At 64.8% G+C, this 17,710-nt stretch carries 18 protein-coding genes and 1 pseudogene; 13 read left to right on the top strand and 6 right to left on the bottom strand.

Annotation, left to right across the window (positions count from 1 at the left end; all coding sequences use genetic code 11):
- The 3 genes and pseudogenes from R3280_RS08795 to R3280_RS08785 all read left to right on the top strand — a co-directional run.
- A pseudogene (locus R3280_RS08795) lies at positions 1-219 on the top strand (glutamate synthase small subunit); the annotation flags it as partial.
- Between the two features lie 29 nt (positions 220-248).
- Entirely contained in the window at positions 249-1,316 is a 1,068-nt protein-coding gene (gene hemE, locus R3280_RS08790) for a uroporphyrinogen decarboxylase (RefSeq protein ID WP_318998225.1), read from the top strand.
- Positions 1,317-1,408: 92 nt separating this feature from the next.
- Positions 1,409-1,780, top strand: a complete 372-nt coding sequence (locus R3280_RS08785) for a PilZ domain-containing protein (RefSeq protein ID WP_318998224.1) — start codon at positions 1,409-1,411, stop codon at positions 1,778-1,780.
- Between the two features lie 8 nt (positions 1,781-1,788).
- Here the strand turns inward: R3280_RS08785 and radA are convergent, their stop codons facing one another.
- Together radA and ettA are read right to left on the bottom strand one after the other, a co-directional pair.
- Positions 1,789-3,174, bottom strand: coding sequence for a DNA repair protein RadA (gene radA, locus R3280_RS08780; protein ID WP_318998223.1), 1,386 nt, complete (start codon positions 3,172-3,174; stop codon positions 1,789-1,791).
- Positions 3,174-4,835, bottom strand: a complete 1,662-nt coding sequence (gene ettA / locus R3280_RS08775; RefSeq protein ID WP_318998222.1) for an energy-dependent translational throttle protein EttA — start codon at positions 4,833-4,835, stop codon at positions 3,174-3,176. The genes radA and ettA overlap by 1 nt, the downstream gene beginning before the upstream one ends.
- A 229-nt stretch (positions 4,836-5,064) precedes the next feature.
- Here ettA and glyA point away from each other — a divergent pair, with 229 nt between their 5' ends.
- The 8 genes from glyA (at position 5,065) to R3280_RS08735 (ending at position 11,726) form a co-directional block, all read left to right on the top strand.
- Positions 5,065-6,321, top strand: a complete 1,257-nt coding sequence (gene glyA / locus R3280_RS08770; RefSeq protein ID WP_318998221.1) for a serine hydroxymethyltransferase — start codon at positions 5,065-5,067, stop codon at positions 6,319-6,321.
- Positions 6,322-6,380: 59 nt separating this feature from the next.
- Positions 6,381-6,905, top strand: a complete 525-nt coding sequence (nrdR, locus tag R3280_RS08765) for a transcriptional regulator NrdR (protein ID WP_318998220.1) — start codon at positions 6,381-6,383, stop codon at positions 6,903-6,905.
- A complete protein-coding gene (gene ribD, locus R3280_RS08760) occupies positions 6,902-8,032 on the top strand; it encodes a bifunctional diaminohydroxyphosphoribosylaminopyrimidine deaminase/5-amino-6-(5-phosphoribosylamino)uracil reductase RibD (RefSeq protein ID WP_318998219.1) in 1,131 nt (376 codons plus the stop codon). Before nrdR ends, ribD begins: the two co-directional genes overlap by 4 nt.
- An 84-nt stretch (positions 8,033-8,116) precedes the next feature.
- Complete coding sequence (gene ribBA / locus R3280_RS08755) at positions 8,117-9,232, top strand: bifunctional 3,4-dihydroxy-2-butanone-4-phosphate synthase/GTP cyclohydrolase II (RefSeq protein WP_318998218.1); 1,116 nt, start codon at positions 8,117-8,119, stop codon at positions 9,230-9,232.
- 44 nt (positions 9,233-9,276) lie between these two features.
- The gene (gene ribE / locus R3280_RS08750) at positions 9,277-9,753 is read left to right on the top strand and encodes a 6,7-dimethyl-8-ribityllumazine synthase (RefSeq protein ID WP_318998217.1); all 477 of its coding nucleotides are present in this window, start codon (positions 9,277-9,279) and stop codon (positions 9,751-9,753) included.
- Positions 9,753-10,241: a transcription antitermination factor NusB gene (gene nusB, locus R3280_RS08745; RefSeq protein ID WP_318998226.1), complete on the top strand. Its 489-nt coding sequence runs from the start codon at positions 9,753-9,755 to the stop codon at positions 10,239-10,241. Before ribE ends, nusB begins: the two co-directional genes overlap by 1 nt.
- A gap of 4 nt (positions 10,242-10,245) precedes the next feature.
- A complete protein-coding gene (gene thiL / locus R3280_RS08740) occupies positions 10,246-11,199 on the top strand; it encodes a thiamine-phosphate kinase (RefSeq protein WP_318998216.1) in 954 nt (317 codons plus the stop codon).
- Complete coding sequence (locus R3280_RS08735) at positions 11,196-11,726, top strand: phosphatidylglycerophosphatase A (protein ID WP_318998215.1); 531 nt, start codon at positions 11,196-11,198, stop codon at positions 11,724-11,726. Before thiL ends, R3280_RS08735 begins: the two co-directional genes overlap by 4 nt.
- Before the next feature lie 5 nt (positions 11,727-11,731).
- Here R3280_RS08735 and R3280_RS08730 read toward each other — a convergent pair whose 3' ends face one another.
- A complete protein-coding gene (locus R3280_RS08730; protein ID WP_318998214.1) occupies positions 11,732-11,935 on the bottom strand; it encodes a DUF6316 family protein in 204 nt (67 codons plus the stop codon).
- A 297-nt stretch (positions 11,936-12,232) separates the two neighbouring features.
- On the opposite strand from R3280_RS08730, the gene R3280_RS08725 reads away from it, so the two are divergent.
- Positions 12,233-12,946, top strand: a complete 714-nt coding sequence (locus tag R3280_RS08725; RefSeq protein ID WP_318998213.1) for a DUF2057 family protein — start codon at positions 12,233-12,235, stop codon at positions 12,944-12,946.
- Between the two features lie 3 nt (positions 12,947-12,949).
- Here the strand turns inward: R3280_RS08725 and R3280_RS08720 are convergent, their stop codons facing one another.
- Together R3280_RS08720 and R3280_RS08715 are read right to left on the bottom strand one after the other, a co-directional pair.
- Positions 12,950-14,476 (bottom strand): wax ester/triacylglycerol synthase family O-acyltransferase, encoded by a 1,527-nt coding sequence (locus R3280_RS08720; RefSeq protein ID WP_318998212.1) that lies wholly within the window; start codon positions 14,474-14,476, stop codon positions 12,950-12,952.
- 93 nt (positions 14,477-14,569) lie between these two features.
- Entirely contained in the window at positions 14,570-15,541 is a 972-nt protein-coding gene (locus R3280_RS08715; RefSeq protein WP_318998211.1) for a LysR family transcriptional regulator, read from the bottom strand.
- Positions 15,542-15,707: 166 nt separating this feature from the next.
- Between R3280_RS08715 and R3280_RS08710 the strand changes: the two genes are divergently transcribed.
- A complete protein-coding gene (locus R3280_RS08710; RefSeq protein WP_318998210.1) occupies positions 15,708-16,712 on the top strand; it encodes a glutathione S-transferase family protein in 1,005 nt (334 codons plus the stop codon).
- 17 nt (positions 16,713-16,729) lie between these two features.
- Here the strand turns inward: R3280_RS08710 and R3280_RS08705 are convergent, their stop codons facing one another.
- Positions 16,730-17,698 carry a polyprenyl synthetase family protein gene (locus R3280_RS08705; RefSeq protein WP_318998209.1) on the bottom strand — a complete coding sequence of 323 codons (969 nt, stop codon included), beginning with the start codon at positions 17,696-17,698 and terminating at the stop codon, positions 16,730-16,732.
- Positions 17,699-17,710: the final 12 nt, after the last annotated feature.

Here is a 17,710-nt window from a genome sequence, read left to right as displayed (position 1 = left end):
TTCAGGCCCAGCCCCGCTGACTGGTTTGGTGAGCACGACGTCAGTACCGACGACTCCGGTCGGGTGACCGCGCCGGAGGCGCACGAATTCCCGTTCCAGACCTCCAACCCGAAGATCTTCGCCGGCGGCGACATGGTCCGGGGGTCGGATCTGGTGGTGACCGCGATCTGGGAAGGGCGCCAGGCGGCTGAAGGCATTCTCGACTACCTCGACGTCTGACCGTCGTTTCCCCGACCAACAGGATCTGCATGACCGAACTGAAGAACGACCGCTTCCTGCGGGCGCTGATGCGCCAGCCCGTTGACCGTACCCCGGTCTGGATGATGCGCCAGGCCGGGCGCTATCTGCCGGAGTACCGGGCTACCCGCGCCAAGGCCGGTGATTTCCTGAGCCTGTGCAAGAACACGCCACTGGCCTGTGAGGTCACTCTCCAGCCGCTGGAGCGCTACCCACTGGACGCAGCTATCCTGTTCTCGGACATCCTTACCATTCCGGATGCGCTGGGCCTGGGCCTCTACTTTGAAACCGGCGAGGGGCCCAAGTTCAAGCGCACGGTGCGCTCGGCAGCCGATGTGGACGCGCTGCCCGGGATCAAGGCGGATGTGGATCTGGACTACGTGATGAATGCGGTGTCCACCATCCGCCGGGAACTCAACGGCCGGGTGCCGCTGATCGGTTTCTCCGGCAGTCCGTGGACCCTGGCCACTTACATGGTGGAGGGCGGCTCCTCCAAGGATTTCCGCGAAGCCAAGAAGCTGATGTACACCCAGCCGGAGGTCATGCACCGGCTGCTGGACCACCTGGCGGATTCGGTGACGGATTACCTGAACAGCCAGATCCGGGCCGGCGCCCAGGCGGTACAGATCTTTGACACCTGGGGCGGCACCCTGAGCAGCTGGGCCTATGAGGCTTTCTCCCTGGCCTACATGCGCAAGATCGTAAAGGGCCTGATCCGTGAGCACGACGGCCGCCATGTGCCAGTCATCCTGTTCACCAAGAACGGCGGCCAGTGGCTGGAAGCCATGGCGGAGACCGGTGCCGACGGGCTGGGGCTGGACTGGACCACGGATATCGGCAAGGCCCGCGCCCGGGTCGGCGACCGGGTCACCCTGCAGGGCAACATGGACCCGGCCATGCTCTACGCGCCGCCGGAGCGCATCCGCGCCGAGGTGGCGGATATCCTCGCCCGGTTTGGTGAAGGTACCGGTCATATCTTCAACCTGGGCCACGGCATTACCCCCGACGTCGACCCTGCCCACGCCGGCGCCTTCATCGAGGCGGTGGTGGAGCTCAGTCCCGCCTACCATAAGCAGTAACCGTCACTGGCGCCGGACCACGGCGGGCACTATAGTCTGGGAAATGCGGGCCTTCCGGTCCGCCTGTTCCAGGCTCCATAGGGTGGCGGCACGTGTCCCTCTCACAATCTGAAAAACGGCGTTTCCATCGCATCCTGTTCGATGCGCCCTGCGATATCCACTGTGGTGACGATGTCTGGCGCAGCGAGGTGCTGGATATCTCCCTGCGGGGTCTGCTGGTGCGGCGTCCGGACAGCTGGAATGCGCGGCTGCGTCCGCCGTTCGAAGTGGTCATCCATCTGGACGGTCGGGAATGCGGCATCGTGATGGCAGTGGAGTTGCGGCACGTGGAAGCGGACCAGCTGGGCTTCAAGTGCCAGTACATCGACCTTGAAAGCGCGTCCCACCTCAAGCGCTTGGTGGAACTCAACCTGGGCGACCAGGCCCTGCTGGAGCGTGAGCTCGCCCACATGATCGGGCGTTAGCGAGCAGGCTAGAGATCTTCCAGGGCGCTCAGGGCATCGCTGAGTTTGGCCACCGGAATCACCCTCATGTTGTCGATGGGCTTGCGGGGGGCGTTGGCCTTGGGCACCAGTGCCCGGGTAAAGCCGTGCTTGCTGGCCTCGTAGATGCGTTCCTGGCCGCTGGGAACCGGGCGGATCTCGCCGGACAGGCCCACCTCACCAAAGATCACCAGGTCCTGGGGCAGGGCGCGGTCACGGAAGGATGACACGATCGCCGCCAGCAGCGCCAGGTCGGCACTGGTCTCGTTGACCTTGACCCCGCCCACCACGTTGACGAACACATCCTGGTCCGAGCAGTGCAGGCCGCCATGGCGATGCAGGACCGCCAGCAGCATGGCCAGCCGGTTCTGGTCCAGACCCACCGCCACCCGGCGCGGGTAACTGCCCTGGGCGGCGTCCACCAGTGCCTGGATCTCCACCAGCATGGGCCGGGTACCCTCCCAGACCACCATCACCACGCTGCCGGGCGCGGCTTCGTCGCCCCGGTTGAGGAAGATGGCACTGGGGTTCTTCACTTCCTTCAGACCCTGTTCCAGCATCGCGAACACCCCAAGCTCGTTGACCGCACCAAAGCGGTTCTTGATGCCCCGCAGGGTGCGATAGCGGCTGTCGCTGGAGCCCTCCAGCAGGATCGAGCAGTCGATCATGTGCTCAAGCACCTTGGGCCCGGCCAGGCTGCCGTCCTTGGTGACGTGTCCCACCAGGAACAGGATGGTGCCGGTCTGCTTGGCAAAGCGGGTGAGGAAGGCGGCGCTTTCGCGCACCTGGGAGACGCTGCCGGGGGCCGATTCAATGTCTGCCACATGCATGACCTGGATACTGTCCACCACCAGGATGCGTGGCTTCTCCGCCTCGGCAATCTGGATGACCCGCTCGACGCTGGTCTCCGACAGCATCTTCAGGTCGCCGGTGGGCAGCCCCAGGCGCTTGGCCCGCAAGGCCACCTGCTGCAGGGATTCCTCGCCGGTGACGTAGAGCGCCGGATGCTGGCCCGCCAGGTGACAGACGGTCTGCAGCAGCAGGGTGCTTTTGCCGGCCCCGGGATGGCCGCCCATGAGCACTGCCGAGCCGGACACCAGCCCACCGCCCAGGACCCGGTCCAGCTCCTGCATGCCGGAGCTGATCCGGCTCTGTTCCGCCAGGCTGACCGAATCCAGGGTCTGGACCGCCGACAGGCTGCCGGCAAAGCCCTCGAACCGCGCGCCCCGGCTGCCGCCACCGCCTGCGCTGGCAGCACTGACGCCGCGCACTTCACTGATGGTGTTCCAGGCCTGGCAGGCGGTGCACTGGCCCTGCCACTTGGAATAGTCGGCACCGCATTCGGTGCAGACGTAGGCGGTTCTTGTCTTGGCCATCAGGCCAGCTTCTTGTACTTCATGCGCTCGGGCACCATGGCCGAGTCGCCCTTGCGCTTCTTGTAGTCCTCGTCGTACTCGCTGAAATTACCCTCGAAGAAGACGGTCTGGCTGTCACCTTCGAACGCCAGGATGTGGGTGGCGACCCGGTCCAGGAACCAGCGGTCGTGGGAGATCACCATGGCGGCGCCGGGGAAGTTGAGGATGGCCTCCTCAAGGGCGCGCAGGGTTTCCACGTCCAGGTCGTTGGTGGGCTCGTCCAGCAGCAGCACGTTGCCGCCTTCTTTCAGCAGCTTGGCCAGGTGCAGGCGATTGCGCTCGCCGCCGGACAGGTCGCCCACCCGCTTCTGCTGGTCGCTGCCCTTGAAGTTGAAGCGCCCGACATAGGCCCGGGACGGGGTCTGGTAGCTGCCCACCTGGATGATGTCCTGGCCGTCGCTGAGTTCTTCCCAGACGGTGCGGTCGTTGTCCAGGTCCCGCATCTGATCCACGTAGGCCAGATGCACGGTTTCGCCCACATCGATGGTGCCGCTGTCGGGCTGGTCGAGGCCTGCGATCATGCGGAACAGGGTGGACTTGCCGGCGCCGTTGCCGCCGATGATGCCGACGATGGCCCCAGGCGGCATGCGGAAGCTGAGGTTTTCGTACAGCAGCCGGCCGTCGAAGGACTTGCTCACCCCGTTCGCCTCGATGACCTTGTCACCCAGGCGGGGGCCGGGCGGAATGTAGAGCTCGTTGGTCTCGTTGCGCTTCTGGAAGTCCTGTGAGCTGAGTTCCTCGAACCGGGCCAGGCGGGCCTTGCTCTTGGACTGGCGACCCTTTACGCCACTGCGTACCCACTCCAGCTCGTGCTTGATGGACTTCTGCCGGGCGGCTTCCTGCTTGGCCTCGATTTCCAGGCGTTTTTCCTTGGCTTCCAGCCACTGGCTGTAGTTGCCCTCGAACGGAATGCCCTGGCCGCGGTCCAGTTCCAGAATCCAGCCGGCGACGTTGTCGAGGAAATAACGGTCGTGGGTGATGGCCACCACGGTGCCGGGGAAGTCGTGCAGGAAACGCTCCAGCCAGGCCACGGACTCGGCGTCCAGGTGGTTGGTGGGCTCATCCAGCAGCAACATGTCCGGGCCGGACAGCAGCAGCCGGCACAGCGCCACCCGCCGCCGCTCACCACCGGACAGGGTGGCGACGCTGGCGTCCCAGGGCGGCAGACGCAGGGCGTCCGCTGCCACTTCCAGCTTGCGTTCGATGTCGTGGCCATCGACCGCCTGGATGAAGCTCTCCAGCTCGCCCTGCTTCTTGGCCAGGGCGTCGAAATCGGCGTCCGGCTCGGCGTAGGCGGCGTAGACTTCGTCCAGCTCGGCCAGCGCCTTGTGGACGCCTGCCACGGCTTCGTCCACCACTTCCTTGACGTTCTTGTCGTCGTCCAGCTCCGGCTCCTGGGGCAGGTAGCCGATGTTGAGGCCGGGCTGGGGGCGGGCCTCGCCGATGTAATCCTGGTCGACGCCGGCCATAATTCTCAGCAGGGTGGATTTACCGGAACCGTTCAGGCCCAGGACGCCGATTTTGGCGCCGGGAAAGAAGCTGAGCGAGATGTCTTTGAGGATTTCACGCTTGGGCGGCACAACCTTGCCCACCCGGTTCATGGAAAATACGTACTGAGCCATAGCTGGCGGGATCCTTTCGGTTAATGACCGGTCACTCGGAACAAGCCTGTAAAGGTAGCGAAACTGCTGGCCTATGGCAATCGGCGGCCACCGGGAGCCGGGGGCCGTCAGCCGCTGTCGAAAAGATGATTTCCGACCCCGGAATACGCTAGAATAGCGGCCCTTTTTTCCATACCCGAATCCTTTGACGGCCTGTTCGGCAGGCCAAGCACACAGGGGCAGCGCATCCATGTTTAACCGTGATATGAAAATTGCCGGATATGACGACGAACTCTGGACCGCGATCCAGGCCGAGACCGCACGCCAGGAAGCGCACATCGAGCTGATTGCCTCCGAGAACTATACCAGCCCCCGGGTGATGGAAGCCCAGGGCAGTGTGCTGACCAACAAGTACGCCGAGGGTTATCCCGGCAAGCGCTACTACGGTGGCTGCGAGCACGTGGACGTTGCCGAGGAGCTGGCCATCGAGCGTGCCAAGCAGCTGTTCGGCGCCGCCTATGCCAACGTCCAGCCCCATTCCGGCTCCCAGGCCAACTCGGCGGTATTCATGGCCCTGCTCAAGCCCGGTGATACCGTGCTGGGCATGAGTCTGGCCCACGGTGGCCACCTGACCCATGGTGCCTCGGTGAATTTCTCCGGCAAGATCTACAACGCGGTCCAGTACGGCCTGAACACCGACACCGGTCTGATCGACTACGACGAAGTGGAGGCCCTGGCGCTGGAGCACAAGCCCAAGATGATCATCGCCGGTTTCTCCGCCTATTCCCAGGAGCTGGACTTCGCCCGCTTCCGCGCCATCGCGGACAAGGTCGGCGCCTACCTGTTCGTGGATATGGCCCACGTTGCCGGCCTGGTGGCCGCCGGCGTCTACCCGGATCCGATTCCCCACGCCCACGTGGTCGCGACCACCACTCACAAGACCCTGCGGGGGCCGCGCGGTGGTCTGATCCTGGCCTGTGACGATGCGGACCTGCAGAAAAAGCTCAACTCCGCGGTCTTCCCGGGCGGCCAGGGCGGCCCGCTGATGCACGTGATCGCCGCCAAGGCGGTGTGTTTCAAGGAGGCCATGAGCGACGAGTTCAAGGCCTACCAGAAGCAGGTGGTCAAGAACGCCAAGGCCATGGCCCAGGTCTTCATCGACCGCGGCTACGACGTCATCTCCGGTGGCACCACCAATCACCTGTTCCTGGTCAGCCTGATCAAGCAGGACATCACCGGTAAGGACGCGGATGCGGCCCTGGGTCGTGCCCACATCACCGTCAACAAGAACGCGGTGCCGAATGACCCGCGCTCGCCGTTCGTCACCTCCGGCCTGCGTATCGGCACCCCGGCGGTCACCACCCGCGGCTTCAGCGAGACCGAGTGTCGCGACCTGGCCGGCTGGATGTGCGATATTCTGGACGACCTGGACAACGACGACGTCAACGCCCGGGTGCAGCAGCAGGTGGAAGCCCTGTGTGCCCGCTTCCCGGTCTACAAGGACTGAACTCACGCCGTTAATGGCCTGCCCGGATGGTCCGGGCCGGCAGCTCGGGAGTCTTGATTATGCACTGTCCATTCTGCGGCGAAGCCGATACCAAGGTCATCGACTCGCGCCTGGTTGCCGAGGGCGATCAGGTCCGCCGCAGACGGGAGTGCCTGTCCTGCCACGAGCGCTTTACCACCTTCGAGTCCGCCGAGCTGGTCATGCCCCGGGTGGTCAAGCAGGACGGCACCCGTCAGCCTTTCGATGAGGACAAGCTGCGGGCCGGCATCATGAAGGCGCTGGAGAAGCGGCCTGTGAGCATCGAGGAGATCGAGGCGGCCCTCAACCGCATCCGTTTCCGGCTGCGGGCCACCGGCGAGCGTGAGGTCAAGTCCATGCACCTGGGTGAAGAGGTGATGACCGAACTGCGCCAGCTCGACAAGGTGGCGTACGTGCGCTTCGCCTCGGTGTACCGGAGCTTTCAGGACATCAACGAGTTCAAGGAAGAGATCGAGCGGCTGTCCGCCCACATGGGCGATAACGCCGACGCGGTGGATGTTGCCAAGGTACTGGCTGACAACGGTGAGTCAGAAGGAAAGGCATGATCGACGCCCAGGACACCGCGTTCATGGCGCGGGCCATTCAGTTGGCCTGGCGCGGGCGCTATTCCACCCACCCCAACCCTCGGGTCGGCTGTGTGGTGGTCAAGGATGGAAGGGTTCTCGGCGAGGGCTGGCATGAACGCGCCGGCGAGGCCCATGCCGAGGTTCGCGCCCTCAGTCAGGCCGGGCCCGAGGCCCGCGGTGCCAGTGTCTACGTCACCCTGGAGCCCTGCAGTCATTTCGGCCGGACCCCGCCCTGTTCCCGGGCGCTGATCGACGCCGGGGTAGCGCGGGTGTTTGCCGCCACCAAGGACCCCAACCCCGCCGTTTCGGGCCGAGGCCTGGAGCAGCTGCGGGAAGCCGGTGTGAGGGTCACCGAAGGCCTGCTGGCGGAGGAGGCGGAGAAGCTCAATCCGGGCTTCATGAAGCGCATGCGCACCGGCCGGCCCTACGTGCGGGTCAAGGTGGCGGCCAGCCTGGATGGTCGTACCGCCATGGCGTCCGGTGAAAGCCAGTGGATTACCGGCCCGGCGGCGCGGCAGGACGTGCAGCGCCTGCGGGGCCTGAGCGACGCCATCCTCACCGGGGTGGGGACGGTGCTCGCGGATGACCCCTCGCTGACGGTGCGGCGTGAGGAACTGGGCGACATCGGACTGGCCACGGAGCCCTCGCGGCAGCCCCTGCGGGTCATTGCCGACCGGGACGCCCGCACCCCCACCAGCGCCCGTATACTGCGTGGGGGTAATGTCCAGATTTTCTGCTCCACCCAGGCCTATGAAACCGCCCCGGCGCAGGATCTTGCCGCCCTGGGGGTGTCGGTGACCGGTCTGGGCTGGCAGGAGGACGGTGTCAACCTGGGCCAGGTGCTGGATGCCCTGGGGGCCCTGGGTATCAATGAGGTGCTGGTGGAAGCCGGGCCGCGACTGGCTGGTGCCTTTGTGTCGGAAGGCCTGGTGGACGAGTTCTGGCTCTATCAGGCGCCGGTGTTTCTGGGCAGCGAGGGCCGGCCCACGGTGACCCTGCCGCTGCAGGAAATGGCCCAGCGCCGGCACTGGCAGGTTCTGGACCGCCGCCAGGTGGGCGACGACCAGCGCTGGATCCTGGTGCCACGGCCTGACAATCAGTCTTGATAATGTGCCGGCCCGCCAGGGATGCCGGCACCCACACATGATGCGGTACTGCCAAGGCAGAGACGCGTAAGGGTAAGACGCCATATGGCACTGAACAAGATCGAAGACATCATCGAAGACATCCGCCAGGGCAAGATGGTGATCCTGATGGATGACGAGGATCGCGAGAATGAGGGCGACCTGGTCATGGCGGCAGAGTTCTGCACTGCCGAGGCCATCAACTTCATGGCCAAGTACGGCCGCGGCCTGATCTGCATGCCCATGACACCGGAGCGCTGCCAGCAGCTGGAGCTGCCGCTGATGGTGAACAGCAACGCCTCCGGTTTCGGCACCAAGTTCACTCTGTCCATCGAGGCTGCCGAGGGGGTCACCACGGGTATCTCCGCTGCGGACCGGGCCCGTACCGTCCAGGCGGCGGTGGCCCGCAACGCCAAGCCCAAGGACCTGGTGCACCCGGGCCACATTTTCCCGCTCATGGCCAATGCCGGCGGCGTGTTGAGCCGGGCCGGCCATACTGAGGCCTCCTGTGATCTGGCGGCGCTGGCGGGTTGTGAGCCGGCCGGGGTGATCTGTGAGATCATGAACGACGACGGCTCCATGGCGCGGCGGGAGGATCTCGAGATCTTCGCCGAGGCCCACGGCCTGAAGATCGGCACCATTGCCGACCTGATTCACTACCGCACCATGCACGAGCGCACCATAGATTGTGTCGAGCGCTACGACCTGGAAACCGAGTACGGCGTGTTCAACCTGCGCACCTACAAGGACACCATCCAGGGCGCCACCCACCTGGCCCTGGTGCATGGTGATGTCCAGCCGGACCAGCCGGCGCTGGTTCGGGTGCACATCACCGATACCCTGCGGGATCTGCTGGGGGCCTACCGCCCGGGCTCCAGCAGCTGGCCGCTGCATCATGCCCTGAAGGCGGTGGCCGAGGCCGATTCCGGTGTGCTGGTGCTGCTCAACAGCGGCGAGGACAGCTACAACCTGGAGGACCGGATCCACGAGTTCTTCGACCAGGGTCGGGCGTCCGCCGGCAAGGGCAGCTCGGGGGTCTACTTCACCGTAGGTACCGGCTCCCAGATTCTGCGGGATATCGGTGTCGGCAAGATGCGGCTGCTCAGCGCCCCCATCAAGTTTTCAGCCATTTCGGGGTTCGATCTTGAGGTGGTGGAGTACATTCCCTACAACCCCGACTAATTGTAACGGGCCGGCCTTGCGGGCGGCCCCGACAGGAGCCAAGCATGGCAGATATCAAAGTAGTAGAAGGTGATTTTTCCCAGTGTGCCGGCCGCTATGCGCTGGTGGTGGGCCGTTTTAACGGCTTCGTGGTGGAGAGCCTGGTTGAAGGCGCCGTCGACACCCTGCGTCGCCACGGCATCAGTGAGAGCGATATCACCATTGTCCGTGTACCGGGGGCCTACGAGATGCCGCTGGCGGTCAAACGGGTGGCCGAAACCGGCCAGTACGATGCCATCATCGCGCTGGGTGCGGTGATCCGCGGCGGCACGCCGCATTTCGACTATGTCGCGGGCGAAGCGGCCAGCGGCCTGGGCGCGGTCAGCCTGGAGACGGATGTGCCGGTCAGTTTCGGTGTACTGACCGTGGACTCGATCGAGCAGGCCATCGAGCGGTCCGGCACCAAGGCCGGCAACAAGGGCGCGGAAGCGGCCATGGTCGCACTGGAAATGGTCAGCCTGTTCAAGAAACTGGGTGAATGATGACGGCATCGGACGACACCGGCTCCCAGCCGGAAAGCCAGACCACCCCCAGCGGCCAGCCCAAGGCCGGTGAGCGCCGCCGTGCCCGGGTACTGGCCATGCAGGGCCTGTATCAGCGCCATTTCAGCAAGAGCCCCATCTCCGACATCGAGGCGGAGTTCATGGTGGACAACGACATGAGCAACGTCGACTCCGCCTATTTCCGGGACCTCCTTCGGGGTGTGCACAGGGAGCAGGCGGACCTGGACCGGACGCTGGAGCCCTTCCTCGATCGGCCCCTGGACGAGGTGGATCCGGTGGAGCTGGCCATCGTCCGGCTTGGCGCCTACGAGCTCAAACACCGCATCGACGTCCCCTACAAGGTGGTGATCAACGAAGGCATCGAAATGGCCAAGCGTTTTGGCGGCACCGAGGGACACAAGTTCGTCAACAGCATACTGGACAAGCTCAGCCGTCACCTGCGGCTTGCCGAGACCCGTCCCCGGTAGTTTCATGGGCGAATTCGAACTGATTCGCCAGATCTTCCTGCCGGTGGCCGAGGCCACCGCCACCCCCGCGGTGCGCCTGGGTATCGGCGACGACTGCGCCATCCAGAGTCTGCCGGCCGGTACCGAGCTGGTGTTCTCGGTGGATACCCTGGTGGAGGGTGTCCACTTTCCCCGCCAGTACGAACCCGAGCATCTGGCCTGGCGCGCCCTGGCGGTGGCGGCCAGCGACCTGGCCGCCATGGGGGCCGACCCGGTGTGCTTCACCCTGGCGCTGACCCTGCCGAGCAGTGATCAGGCCTGGCTCGAAGCCTTTGGCCACGGCCTGCAGGCCGCCGCCCGGGCCTTTGATCTGGCACTGGCCGGTGGCGATACGACCCGTGGCCCCCTGACGGTGACCATTCAGGTCCACGGCACCGTGCCTGACGGCGCCGCCATTACCCGAGGTGGTGCCCGTCCCGCTGACCTGGTGTGTGTCTCCGGCGCTCTCGGTGATGCCGGCGCTGCCCTGGGCTGGCTGGATACCGAACCGCTACCGCCCCGGGCCAGCGAGTTACTGGCCCGATACCACCGGCCCTGGCCCCGACTGGGGCTCGGCAAGAACCTGCGGGGCCTGGCCACCGCTGCCATCGATATTTCCGACGGTTTGCTGGCCGACCTGGGCCATATCTTGACCGCATCCGGTGTCGGCGCCACCCTTGATGTAAGCCGGGTACCGCTTTCGCCGGCACTGCGGACACTTCACGCCGACCGGGCCGAGAGCCTGGCGCTGCAGGCCGGTGACGACTATGAGCTCTGTTTTACCCTGCCGCCCGAGCACTGGGAACGGGTCTGTCAGCTCGATCCCGGGCTGACGGTGATCGGTCGCATCACCAGGGAGTCCGGTCTCATCCTGAAAAGAGACGATGGCGAGGAACGGGTGCACGCCACCGGCTATGACCACTTCGGAGCCGCGCAATGACCGACCCTGAGGACCGTAACCAGATCACCGAACCCCAGACCGCGCTCTTGCCACCGGGGTTCTTCCGCAACCCGGTGCATTTCCTGGCTTTCGGTTTTGGCAGCGGTGCCATGGCCCGGGCGCCGGGTACCTGGGGAAGCCTGGCGGCGATCCCGCCGTATTTCCTGCTGGCGCTGCTACCTGTCGCCGCCTACTGGGGGATGGTGGTGGTGGCGTTTGTGGTGGGTATCTGGCTGTGTGGCGTGACCGCCCGCAATCTCAAGGTCCACGACCACGGCGGCATCGTCTGGGACGAATTCGTTGGCATGTGGATCGTGCTGGGTTTCCACCCGGAGACCTTTCAGGGGGTGCTGCTGGCGTTTCTGGTGTTCCGGCTGTTCGATGTGCTCAAGCCCTGGCCCATCAATTGGTTTGACGAGCGCATGCCGGGTGGCCTGGGCATCATGTTCGATGACGTGCTGGCGGGATTCATGGCGCTGGCCAGTATTGTGCTGATCGAGGCCTGGCTGTTCCCCGATATGCTCTGACCGGGTCAGTGCACCCGCTCTTCCTCGGGCAGCATGCGCACCACATGCAGAAAGCGCTTGAGGCCGATTTCGGCCCGGTCGCGGGAAGCAAAGGGGCCGCTGTCGAAGCCCTCTCGGGTGGTAAAGTACCACTTGCCACCCACACAAAAGAAACGACTGCTGCGGAAGGGTGCCGGGCCAGCTTCGCCGGTTCGGGTCTGGGTGTTCATATAACCTCCTGCGCTCTCAGTCGTGCCGTTTGATGGGCCGTGATCGTGTACAGGTCCATCGTCTAAAATTAAATCAATTGGCGCTAAATTCAACAAATTTTTACAATTTTTCCTGCCGCCAAACCTCTGAATTCTTAACCCGTTGATCTGGATGCCTTTGCGCCTTGCCGTCCGGTGACGATTGCCTTGCGAATGTAACAGGCTGTGGGCAGAATGCAGGAGGTCCCTCCGGCACACCCGGTTGCCCGTCGGGGGCCTGCCAGAACGATTGCTCAACGTCACCAATGAGGTTTCCCTATGATGTCTCGATGGCTGCTTCAGTCGCGCCATACCTTTCCGGCCATGACGGTCGTGGTCCTGTCCATGCTGCTCGGCGCCTGCAGCTCGTCTCTGAAGCGGGTCCAGACCTGGGAAGGTCAGGCGGCCCAGCCGGGTCAGGTGGCGGTTCTGAAAACCCCGGGCGACATTACTGTGCAGTCGGTCAACGGGCGGGAAGTGGGCAATTTCCTGATGGACGACCTGGCGCTGGAGTACGAACTGCTGCCGGGCCGCAACACCATTGTGTTCGTGCATGAGACCATCTGGGCCAAGAAAACGGTCGTTCGTGACGGCGAGTCCAAGGTCCACAATGTGACCTCCGGCCCCCGCCAGGTGGTGATCGATGCCAAGCCCGGAGAGGTCTACACCTTCGACCTGCCGGAGCTCTCGGATCGCAGCGAAGCCGAGGCGTACGCCCGTAATTTCAATGTCGCCGTGACCAACGAGTCCGGCCGCGTGGTTGCCCGCTCCGAGGTCTACCAGCCCCAGGCTCCGAGCCTGCCCACGCTGCCCTCCGCCGGCAATGTAGCTGACAACTCCGGCAGCCAGCAGGCGCCGGCTCCCCAGGCCGGGGCGGCGGCCACTGCGCCCCAGGGCGGCGAGCGCCTGCCCACGGTAGAAGCCCTCAAGCTGATGTGGGAGCGCGCCTCAGCCGAGGAGAAACGCGAATTCCTGCGCTGGGCGTTCGAATAACCTTCAGTGGCGCAGCCGTGACACGGTTTTGCGCAGCAGGCCCTCGACATAGTTGAGGGCGTCCTCGGTGAGTGTGGTCTGCTGTTGTGACGGCAGGCCCTCACCGCTTTCAGCCGGCAACGCCAGGGTTGCCTCCTCGATACACGCCAGGCTCTGGCTGGTGAGTTCCTCAAGCGAACCGCCATCCGCCACCACATCCGGGCACAGGGTAAAATTGATGGTCAGCCGGCCCTGGTAGCTCACCGCCACAATCACCAGCCCCATACTGTCGAACAGCGGCGCGGTGTTGTACTGGCGCACCAGTCGCGAGCCCTGGAGATAGAGGGGTACCTGGGGCCCGGGCACGTTGGTAATGGGCACATTGAACACCGGCTGGTAGCGCTGGGCCAGCTGCAGTTCCGAGTAGAGCCGGGCGGACAGTGCCAGCATCGTGGAAGGTACCAGCTCGGTGAGGCGGTCGGCGGAAATGGCCTCCTGGTAGGGCTCCGAGGCCACCGCGTTCCAGTGGATCTGGCGGATGCGCCGGGCCGGATCAGGTTCGCTGGTGGCCAGGTCCAGCAGCATGGCGGACATCTGGTTGCCGGTGGCCCGCCGCAGACTTTTGGAGCGCACCGACACCGGTGTCATGGCCACCAGCGAGCGGCGAGTGTCCTGGTTGTGGTTCGCCATATACCGTCGCAGGGTTTCGGCGCAGAGACCAAGCACCACGTCGTTCAGGGTGACGTCACCAATGCCCGCCTTGATAGCCTTCAGGCGCGCCAGCGACACTTCCGCGGAAACGATCCGCCGGTTGCCGGTGATCTGGCGGTTGAATGGACTGTGGGGGGCAGAGAACAGCGGCAGCGGTAAAGGCAGGCGCCGAAGCTGGCGATGCACCAGGCCGCGACCGGTGGCGGTAACGGCGGAGGCCGCCAGGGAGGCCACACGGAAGGGTTTGCGAATCAGGTTGGCGCCGGTTTGCAGGGCAATACGCTCATCCGAGGGCGCCGGCTGCGGCCGCCAGGGCTGGGGCGGCATGATGGGCCGCGGCTCGGGACTGTACTCCAGCAGCTTGCCCATGATTTCCTCGCCGCTGAAGGCGTCGATGGCGGCATGATGGAGCCGGACGATCAGGGCAAATCCGTTCTCGTGGTCGGCCTGCTCATTGCTTCGAAAACCGTCGACGAAGGTGATGTGCCAGAGCGGCCGGTCCCGCTTCAGAGGTTCCTCCAGGATTCTCGAGGCTAGCGGCATCAGGCTCCCGAGCTGACCCTTTGCGCCCAGATTCACATAGGCAAGATGGCGTTCGATGCTGAAGTCCGGATCGTCAATCCAGTAGGGGCGGCCGAGTCGCAGGGGAATTTCCCGCAGTTTCTGGCGAAACAGCGGCACGACGTGGAGCCGGCTGCGCAGGTAGGCCACGAAGGTGCTGAAGGCCAGCGGCTTGGCCTGGTCATGGCCCTCAAACAGGTAGATGCCTCCGATATGCATGGGCGCGGTGTCCGACTCCAGGTAGAGGAAGGACGCATCCAGTTCGGATAGCTGCCGCATAGAGGTCTCCGTGAGATGATTGTGGCTTACCGGTTAAGGGGCCCAGTATACGCCAGGGCCCGGGGCGGTTGGTTGGCCGGGCTGCCCGGATTTTCAGACCTGTGAGCCGCTTTGCATTCCCTCCGCCGGCTTGGCGCGCGGGTTCTCTGCAGCCACCGGTTCCAGCCACTGGCTGAACTGGCCCGGCTCACTCAGGCGCTCCCAGAACCAGGTCAGGGCCTTGCCCACATCGTCGCTGTGGCGGGCCAGGTGCAGGACGATGGGTGCCCGCATTTCCGCCACCTCCAGCGCCACCAGCCGCCCGTCCGCCAGTTGTTGGCGGATGCGGGCCTCCGGTAGCCAGCCGACACCGAGACCGGCTTCCTGGACCGCGATCTTCTGATCGATATTGGACACCGTCAGGGTGGGCTGGCGACGGAATATGCCCGCCGACCCGGCCGGCAGACCCCGGCTGCTGTCCGCCGCCACGGCGGCGGGAAAACGGGCGATAGCGTCCTCGGTCACCGGCGAGTCGGCCTTGGTCAGGGGATGGTCGGGGGCTACCGCATAGACGAAGGACGCCCGGCCCAGGGCGCGGGTGGTAAAGGGGCCTGCCGGCTTGCTGAGCTGGTCCGCACCCACCACCAGGTCCGCCCGCCGGCTCTGCAGCGCGTCCCAGGCACCGGCAAACACCTCCTCGATGAGCTGGATTTCCACCGGCACCGCCAGGGCGTGGAATTCCCGTATCACCGGAAACAGAGCGTCGGCGGGTAACAGGCTGTTGAAGGCGATCTTGAGTCGGGTTTCCCAGCCCTGGGCCACCTGGCGGGTGGTGTGGGCGAGGGCATCGGTGGCCTCCAGCAGGGCGCGCCCCTCCCGCAGCAGGTAGCGGCCTGCGGGTGTCAGGGTAGCGCGGTGACCAGTGCGATCAAAGACCACCACATCGAGGTCCTCCTCCAGCTTCTGCACGGTGTAGCTGATGGCGGAGGGTACGCGGAAAAGCTCGCTGGCGGCGCCGGCGAAACTGCCCCGGCGATCGATGGCGTCCAGCACTCTCAAGGCGTCTATGGTGATGGCAGTATGCATGTTCGAATTATCTGAATATTTTGGCCAGAAAACATCGTTTGAAGCCGGGCAAGCCCTGACGTTACGCTTTTCTCTAACGGCAGTACAGTGACAACACGCGATCGAGCGCCCGGCAAGCCGTCCTGACAGCGGGTTCCGGGCCGGACAACCAGCCCGGGAGGCAGACATGGGATTGCTGGTCAACGGCAAATGGCAGGACAAGTGGTACGACACCGATAAGACCGGTGGCAAGTTCAAGCGTGAGGAGGCCCGGTTCCGCAACTGGGTGACCCGCGACGGCAGCGCCGGTCCAAGCGGTGAATCCGGTTTTCCGGCCGCCAGCGGGCGCTATCATCTTTATGTGTCCATGGCCTGCCCCTGGGCCCATCGGACCCTGATCTTCCGCAAGCTCAAGGGGCTGGAGGAGCACATCGGGGTTTCGGTGGTGCACCCGGACATGCTGGAAAACGGCTGGGAGTTCCGCCCCGACGACAAGACCCACCAGGATTCGCTTCACAACGCCCGCTTCCTGCACCAGCTCTATACCCGTGTGGCGCCGGACTATACCGGGCGGGTCACCGTGCCGGTGCTCTGGGACCGGGAGGGGGAGGACATCGTCAGCAACGAGTCCGCGGACATCATCCGCATGCTCAATAGCGCCTTTGACGATCTGGACGGTGTGGACCACTCACTGGATTTCTATCCCGCGGAGCTGCGCAAAGAGATCGACCAGGTCAATGAGCGGGTTTACGATACGGTCAACAATGGCGTCTACAAGACCGGCTTTGCCACCGCCCAGGACGTCTACGAGCGCGCCTACGATGCCCTGTTCGAGTCGCTGGACTGGCTCGAGCAGCGCCTGGCCGGCCATCGATACCTGGTGGGTCAGCGCGTGACCGAGGCGGACTGGCGGCTGTTCACCACCCTGATCCGGTTTGACGCGGTCTACTACTCCCACTTCAAGTGCAATCGGGAGCGGCTGTCGGATTTCCCCAACCTTTCCGGCTATCTGCGGGACCTTTATCAGGTGCCCGGCGTGGCCGAGACCGTCGACATCGACCAGATCAAGCGTCATTACTACGTCAGCCAGCGCACCATCAACCCGACACAGATCGTGCCGGTGGGTCCGAGGCTGGACTTTGATGCGCCCCACGGGCGGGAAAAGCTGGGTCCCGGTTTTCAGGCCGGCTGAAAGTCAGCGTTGAGGGATCAGGAGGCCCGGGCGACCGCCACTTCGGTGAGCAGTGCCAGGGCAGCCTTGTGGTTCGAGTCCGGCAGGTTGTCCAGGCACTTGAGGGCGCGGGCGGCCTGATCCAGCGCCTGCTGCAGGGTATAGTCCAGGGCGCCGGTGCTTTCCACCGTCGCGACGATGCCGGGCAGGTCGTCCAGTCCGCCCTGGCGGATGGCGCGGCGGATCAGGGTGCGGGCGTCGTCACCGCCGTGGGCCATGGCGTGGATCAGCGGCAGGGTAGCCTTGCCTTCGGCCAGGTCATCGCCGACGTTCTTGCCCATGGCACGGGCATCGCCGCGGTAGTCCAGCACGTCGTCCACCAGCTGGAACGCCAGCCCCACATGCTTGCCGTAACGGGCCATAGCGGCGGTATCCTCGGCGCTGGCGCCGGCCAGCAGGGCGGCGGTGTGGGAAGCCGCTTCGAACAGCATGGCGGTCTTGTTGTGGATGACCTCCATGTACTGGGCTTCGGTAAGATCCGGATTCTTGATGTTCATCAGCTGCTGCACCTCGCCCTCGGCGATCACCGCAGTGGCATTGGACAGCGTTTCCATGATGGGCAGGCTTTCCAGCTCCACCATCATCTGGAAGGCGCGGGAATAGAGGAAGTCTCCCACCAGCACACTCGGGGCGTTACCCCAGCGGGCATTGGCGGTGGTGCGGCCCCGGCGCAGGTCGGAGGTGTCCACCACATCGTCGTGGAGCAGGGTGGCAGTGTGCAGGAATTCGATCACGGCGGCCAGCTTGAGGTGGTCGTCGCCCCGGTAACCCAGGGCCCCGGTGGTGAGCAGCACCAGCAGGGGCCGCAGGCGCTTGCCGCCGCTCTCTACGATGTACTGGGCAATCTTCTCCACCATGGGCACGTTGGAGGCAAGCCGGCGGGTGATCAGCTCATTCACGCGGGAAAAGTCGTCGCTGACGGGGTCGTAGAGTCGCTGCGCTGTCATCCGGCTGATCCA

Source organism: Marinobacter sp., assembly GCF_033722195.1.
Taxonomy (GTDB): domain Bacteria; phylum Pseudomonadota; class Gammaproteobacteria; order Pseudomonadales; family Oleiphilaceae; genus Marinobacter.
This window is presented reverse-complemented; position numbering and strand designations above follow the sequence as displayed.

What these genes read in the sequence shown, in the direction of transcription:
- ribE (WP_318998217.1), top strand. Translation starts at nt 9,277, where the DNA reads ATGGCAGATATCAAAGTAGTAGAAGGTGATTTTTCCCAGTGTGCCGGC.
- radA (WP_318998223.1), bottom strand. Translation starts at nt 3,174, where the DNA reads ATGGCCAAGACAAGAACCGCCTACGTCTGCACCGAATGCGGTGCCGAC.
- nrdR (WP_318998220.1), top strand. Translation starts at nt 6,381, where the DNA reads ATGCACTGTCCATTCTGCGGCGAAGCCGATACCAAGGTCATCGACTCG.
- R3280_RS08725 (WP_318998213.1), top strand. Translation starts at nt 12,233, where the DNA reads ATGATGTCTCGATGGCTGCTTCAGTCGCGCCATACCTTTCCGGCCATG.
- R3280_RS08710 (WP_318998210.1), top strand. Translation starts at nt 15,708, where the DNA reads ATGGGATTGCTGGTCAACGGCAAATGGCAGGACAAGTGGTACGACACC.
- hemE (WP_318998225.1), top strand. Translation starts at nt 249, where the DNA reads ATGACCGAACTGAAGAACGACCGCTTCCTGCGGGCGCTGATGCGCCAG.
- nusB (WP_318998226.1), top strand. Translation starts at nt 9,753, where the DNA reads ATGACGGCATCGGACGACACCGGCTCCCAGCCGGAAAGCCAGACCACC.
- R3280_RS08720 (WP_318998212.1), bottom strand. Translation starts at nt 14,476, where the DNA reads ATGCGGCAGCTATCCGAACTGGATGCGTCCTTCCTCTACCTGGAGTCG.
- R3280_RS08735 (WP_318998215.1), top strand. Translation starts at nt 11,196, where the DNA reads ATGACCGACCCTGAGGACCGTAACCAGATCACCGAACCCCAGACCGCG.
- ribD (WP_318998219.1), top strand. Translation starts at nt 6,902, where the DNA reads ATGATCGACGCCCAGGACACCGCGTTCATGGCGCGGGCCATTCAGTTG.
- R3280_RS08705 (WP_318998209.1), bottom strand. Translation starts at nt 17,698, where the DNA reads ATGACAGCGCAGCGACTCTACGACCCCGTCAGCGACGACTTTTCCCGC.
- glyA (WP_318998221.1), top strand. Translation starts at nt 5,065, where the DNA reads ATGTTTAACCGTGATATGAAAATTGCCGGATATGACGACGAACTCTGG.
- thiL (WP_318998216.1), top strand. Translation starts at nt 10,246, where the DNA reads ATGGGCGAATTCGAACTGATTCGCCAGATCTTCCTGCCGGTGGCCGAG.
- ettA (WP_318998222.1), bottom strand. Translation starts at nt 4,835, where the DNA reads ATGGCTCAGTACGTATTTTCCATGAACCGGGTGGGCAAGGTTGTGCCG.
- R3280_RS08715 (WP_318998211.1), bottom strand. Translation starts at nt 15,541, where the DNA reads ATGCATACTGCCATCACCATAGACGCCTTGAGAGTGCTGGACGCCATC.
- R3280_RS08730 (WP_318998214.1), bottom strand. Translation starts at nt 11,935, where the DNA reads ATGAACACCCAGACCCGAACCGGCGAAGCTGGCCCGGCACCCTTCCGC.
- ribBA (WP_318998218.1), top strand. Translation starts at nt 8,117, where the DNA reads ATGGCACTGAACAAGATCGAAGACATCATCGAAGACATCCGCCAGGGC.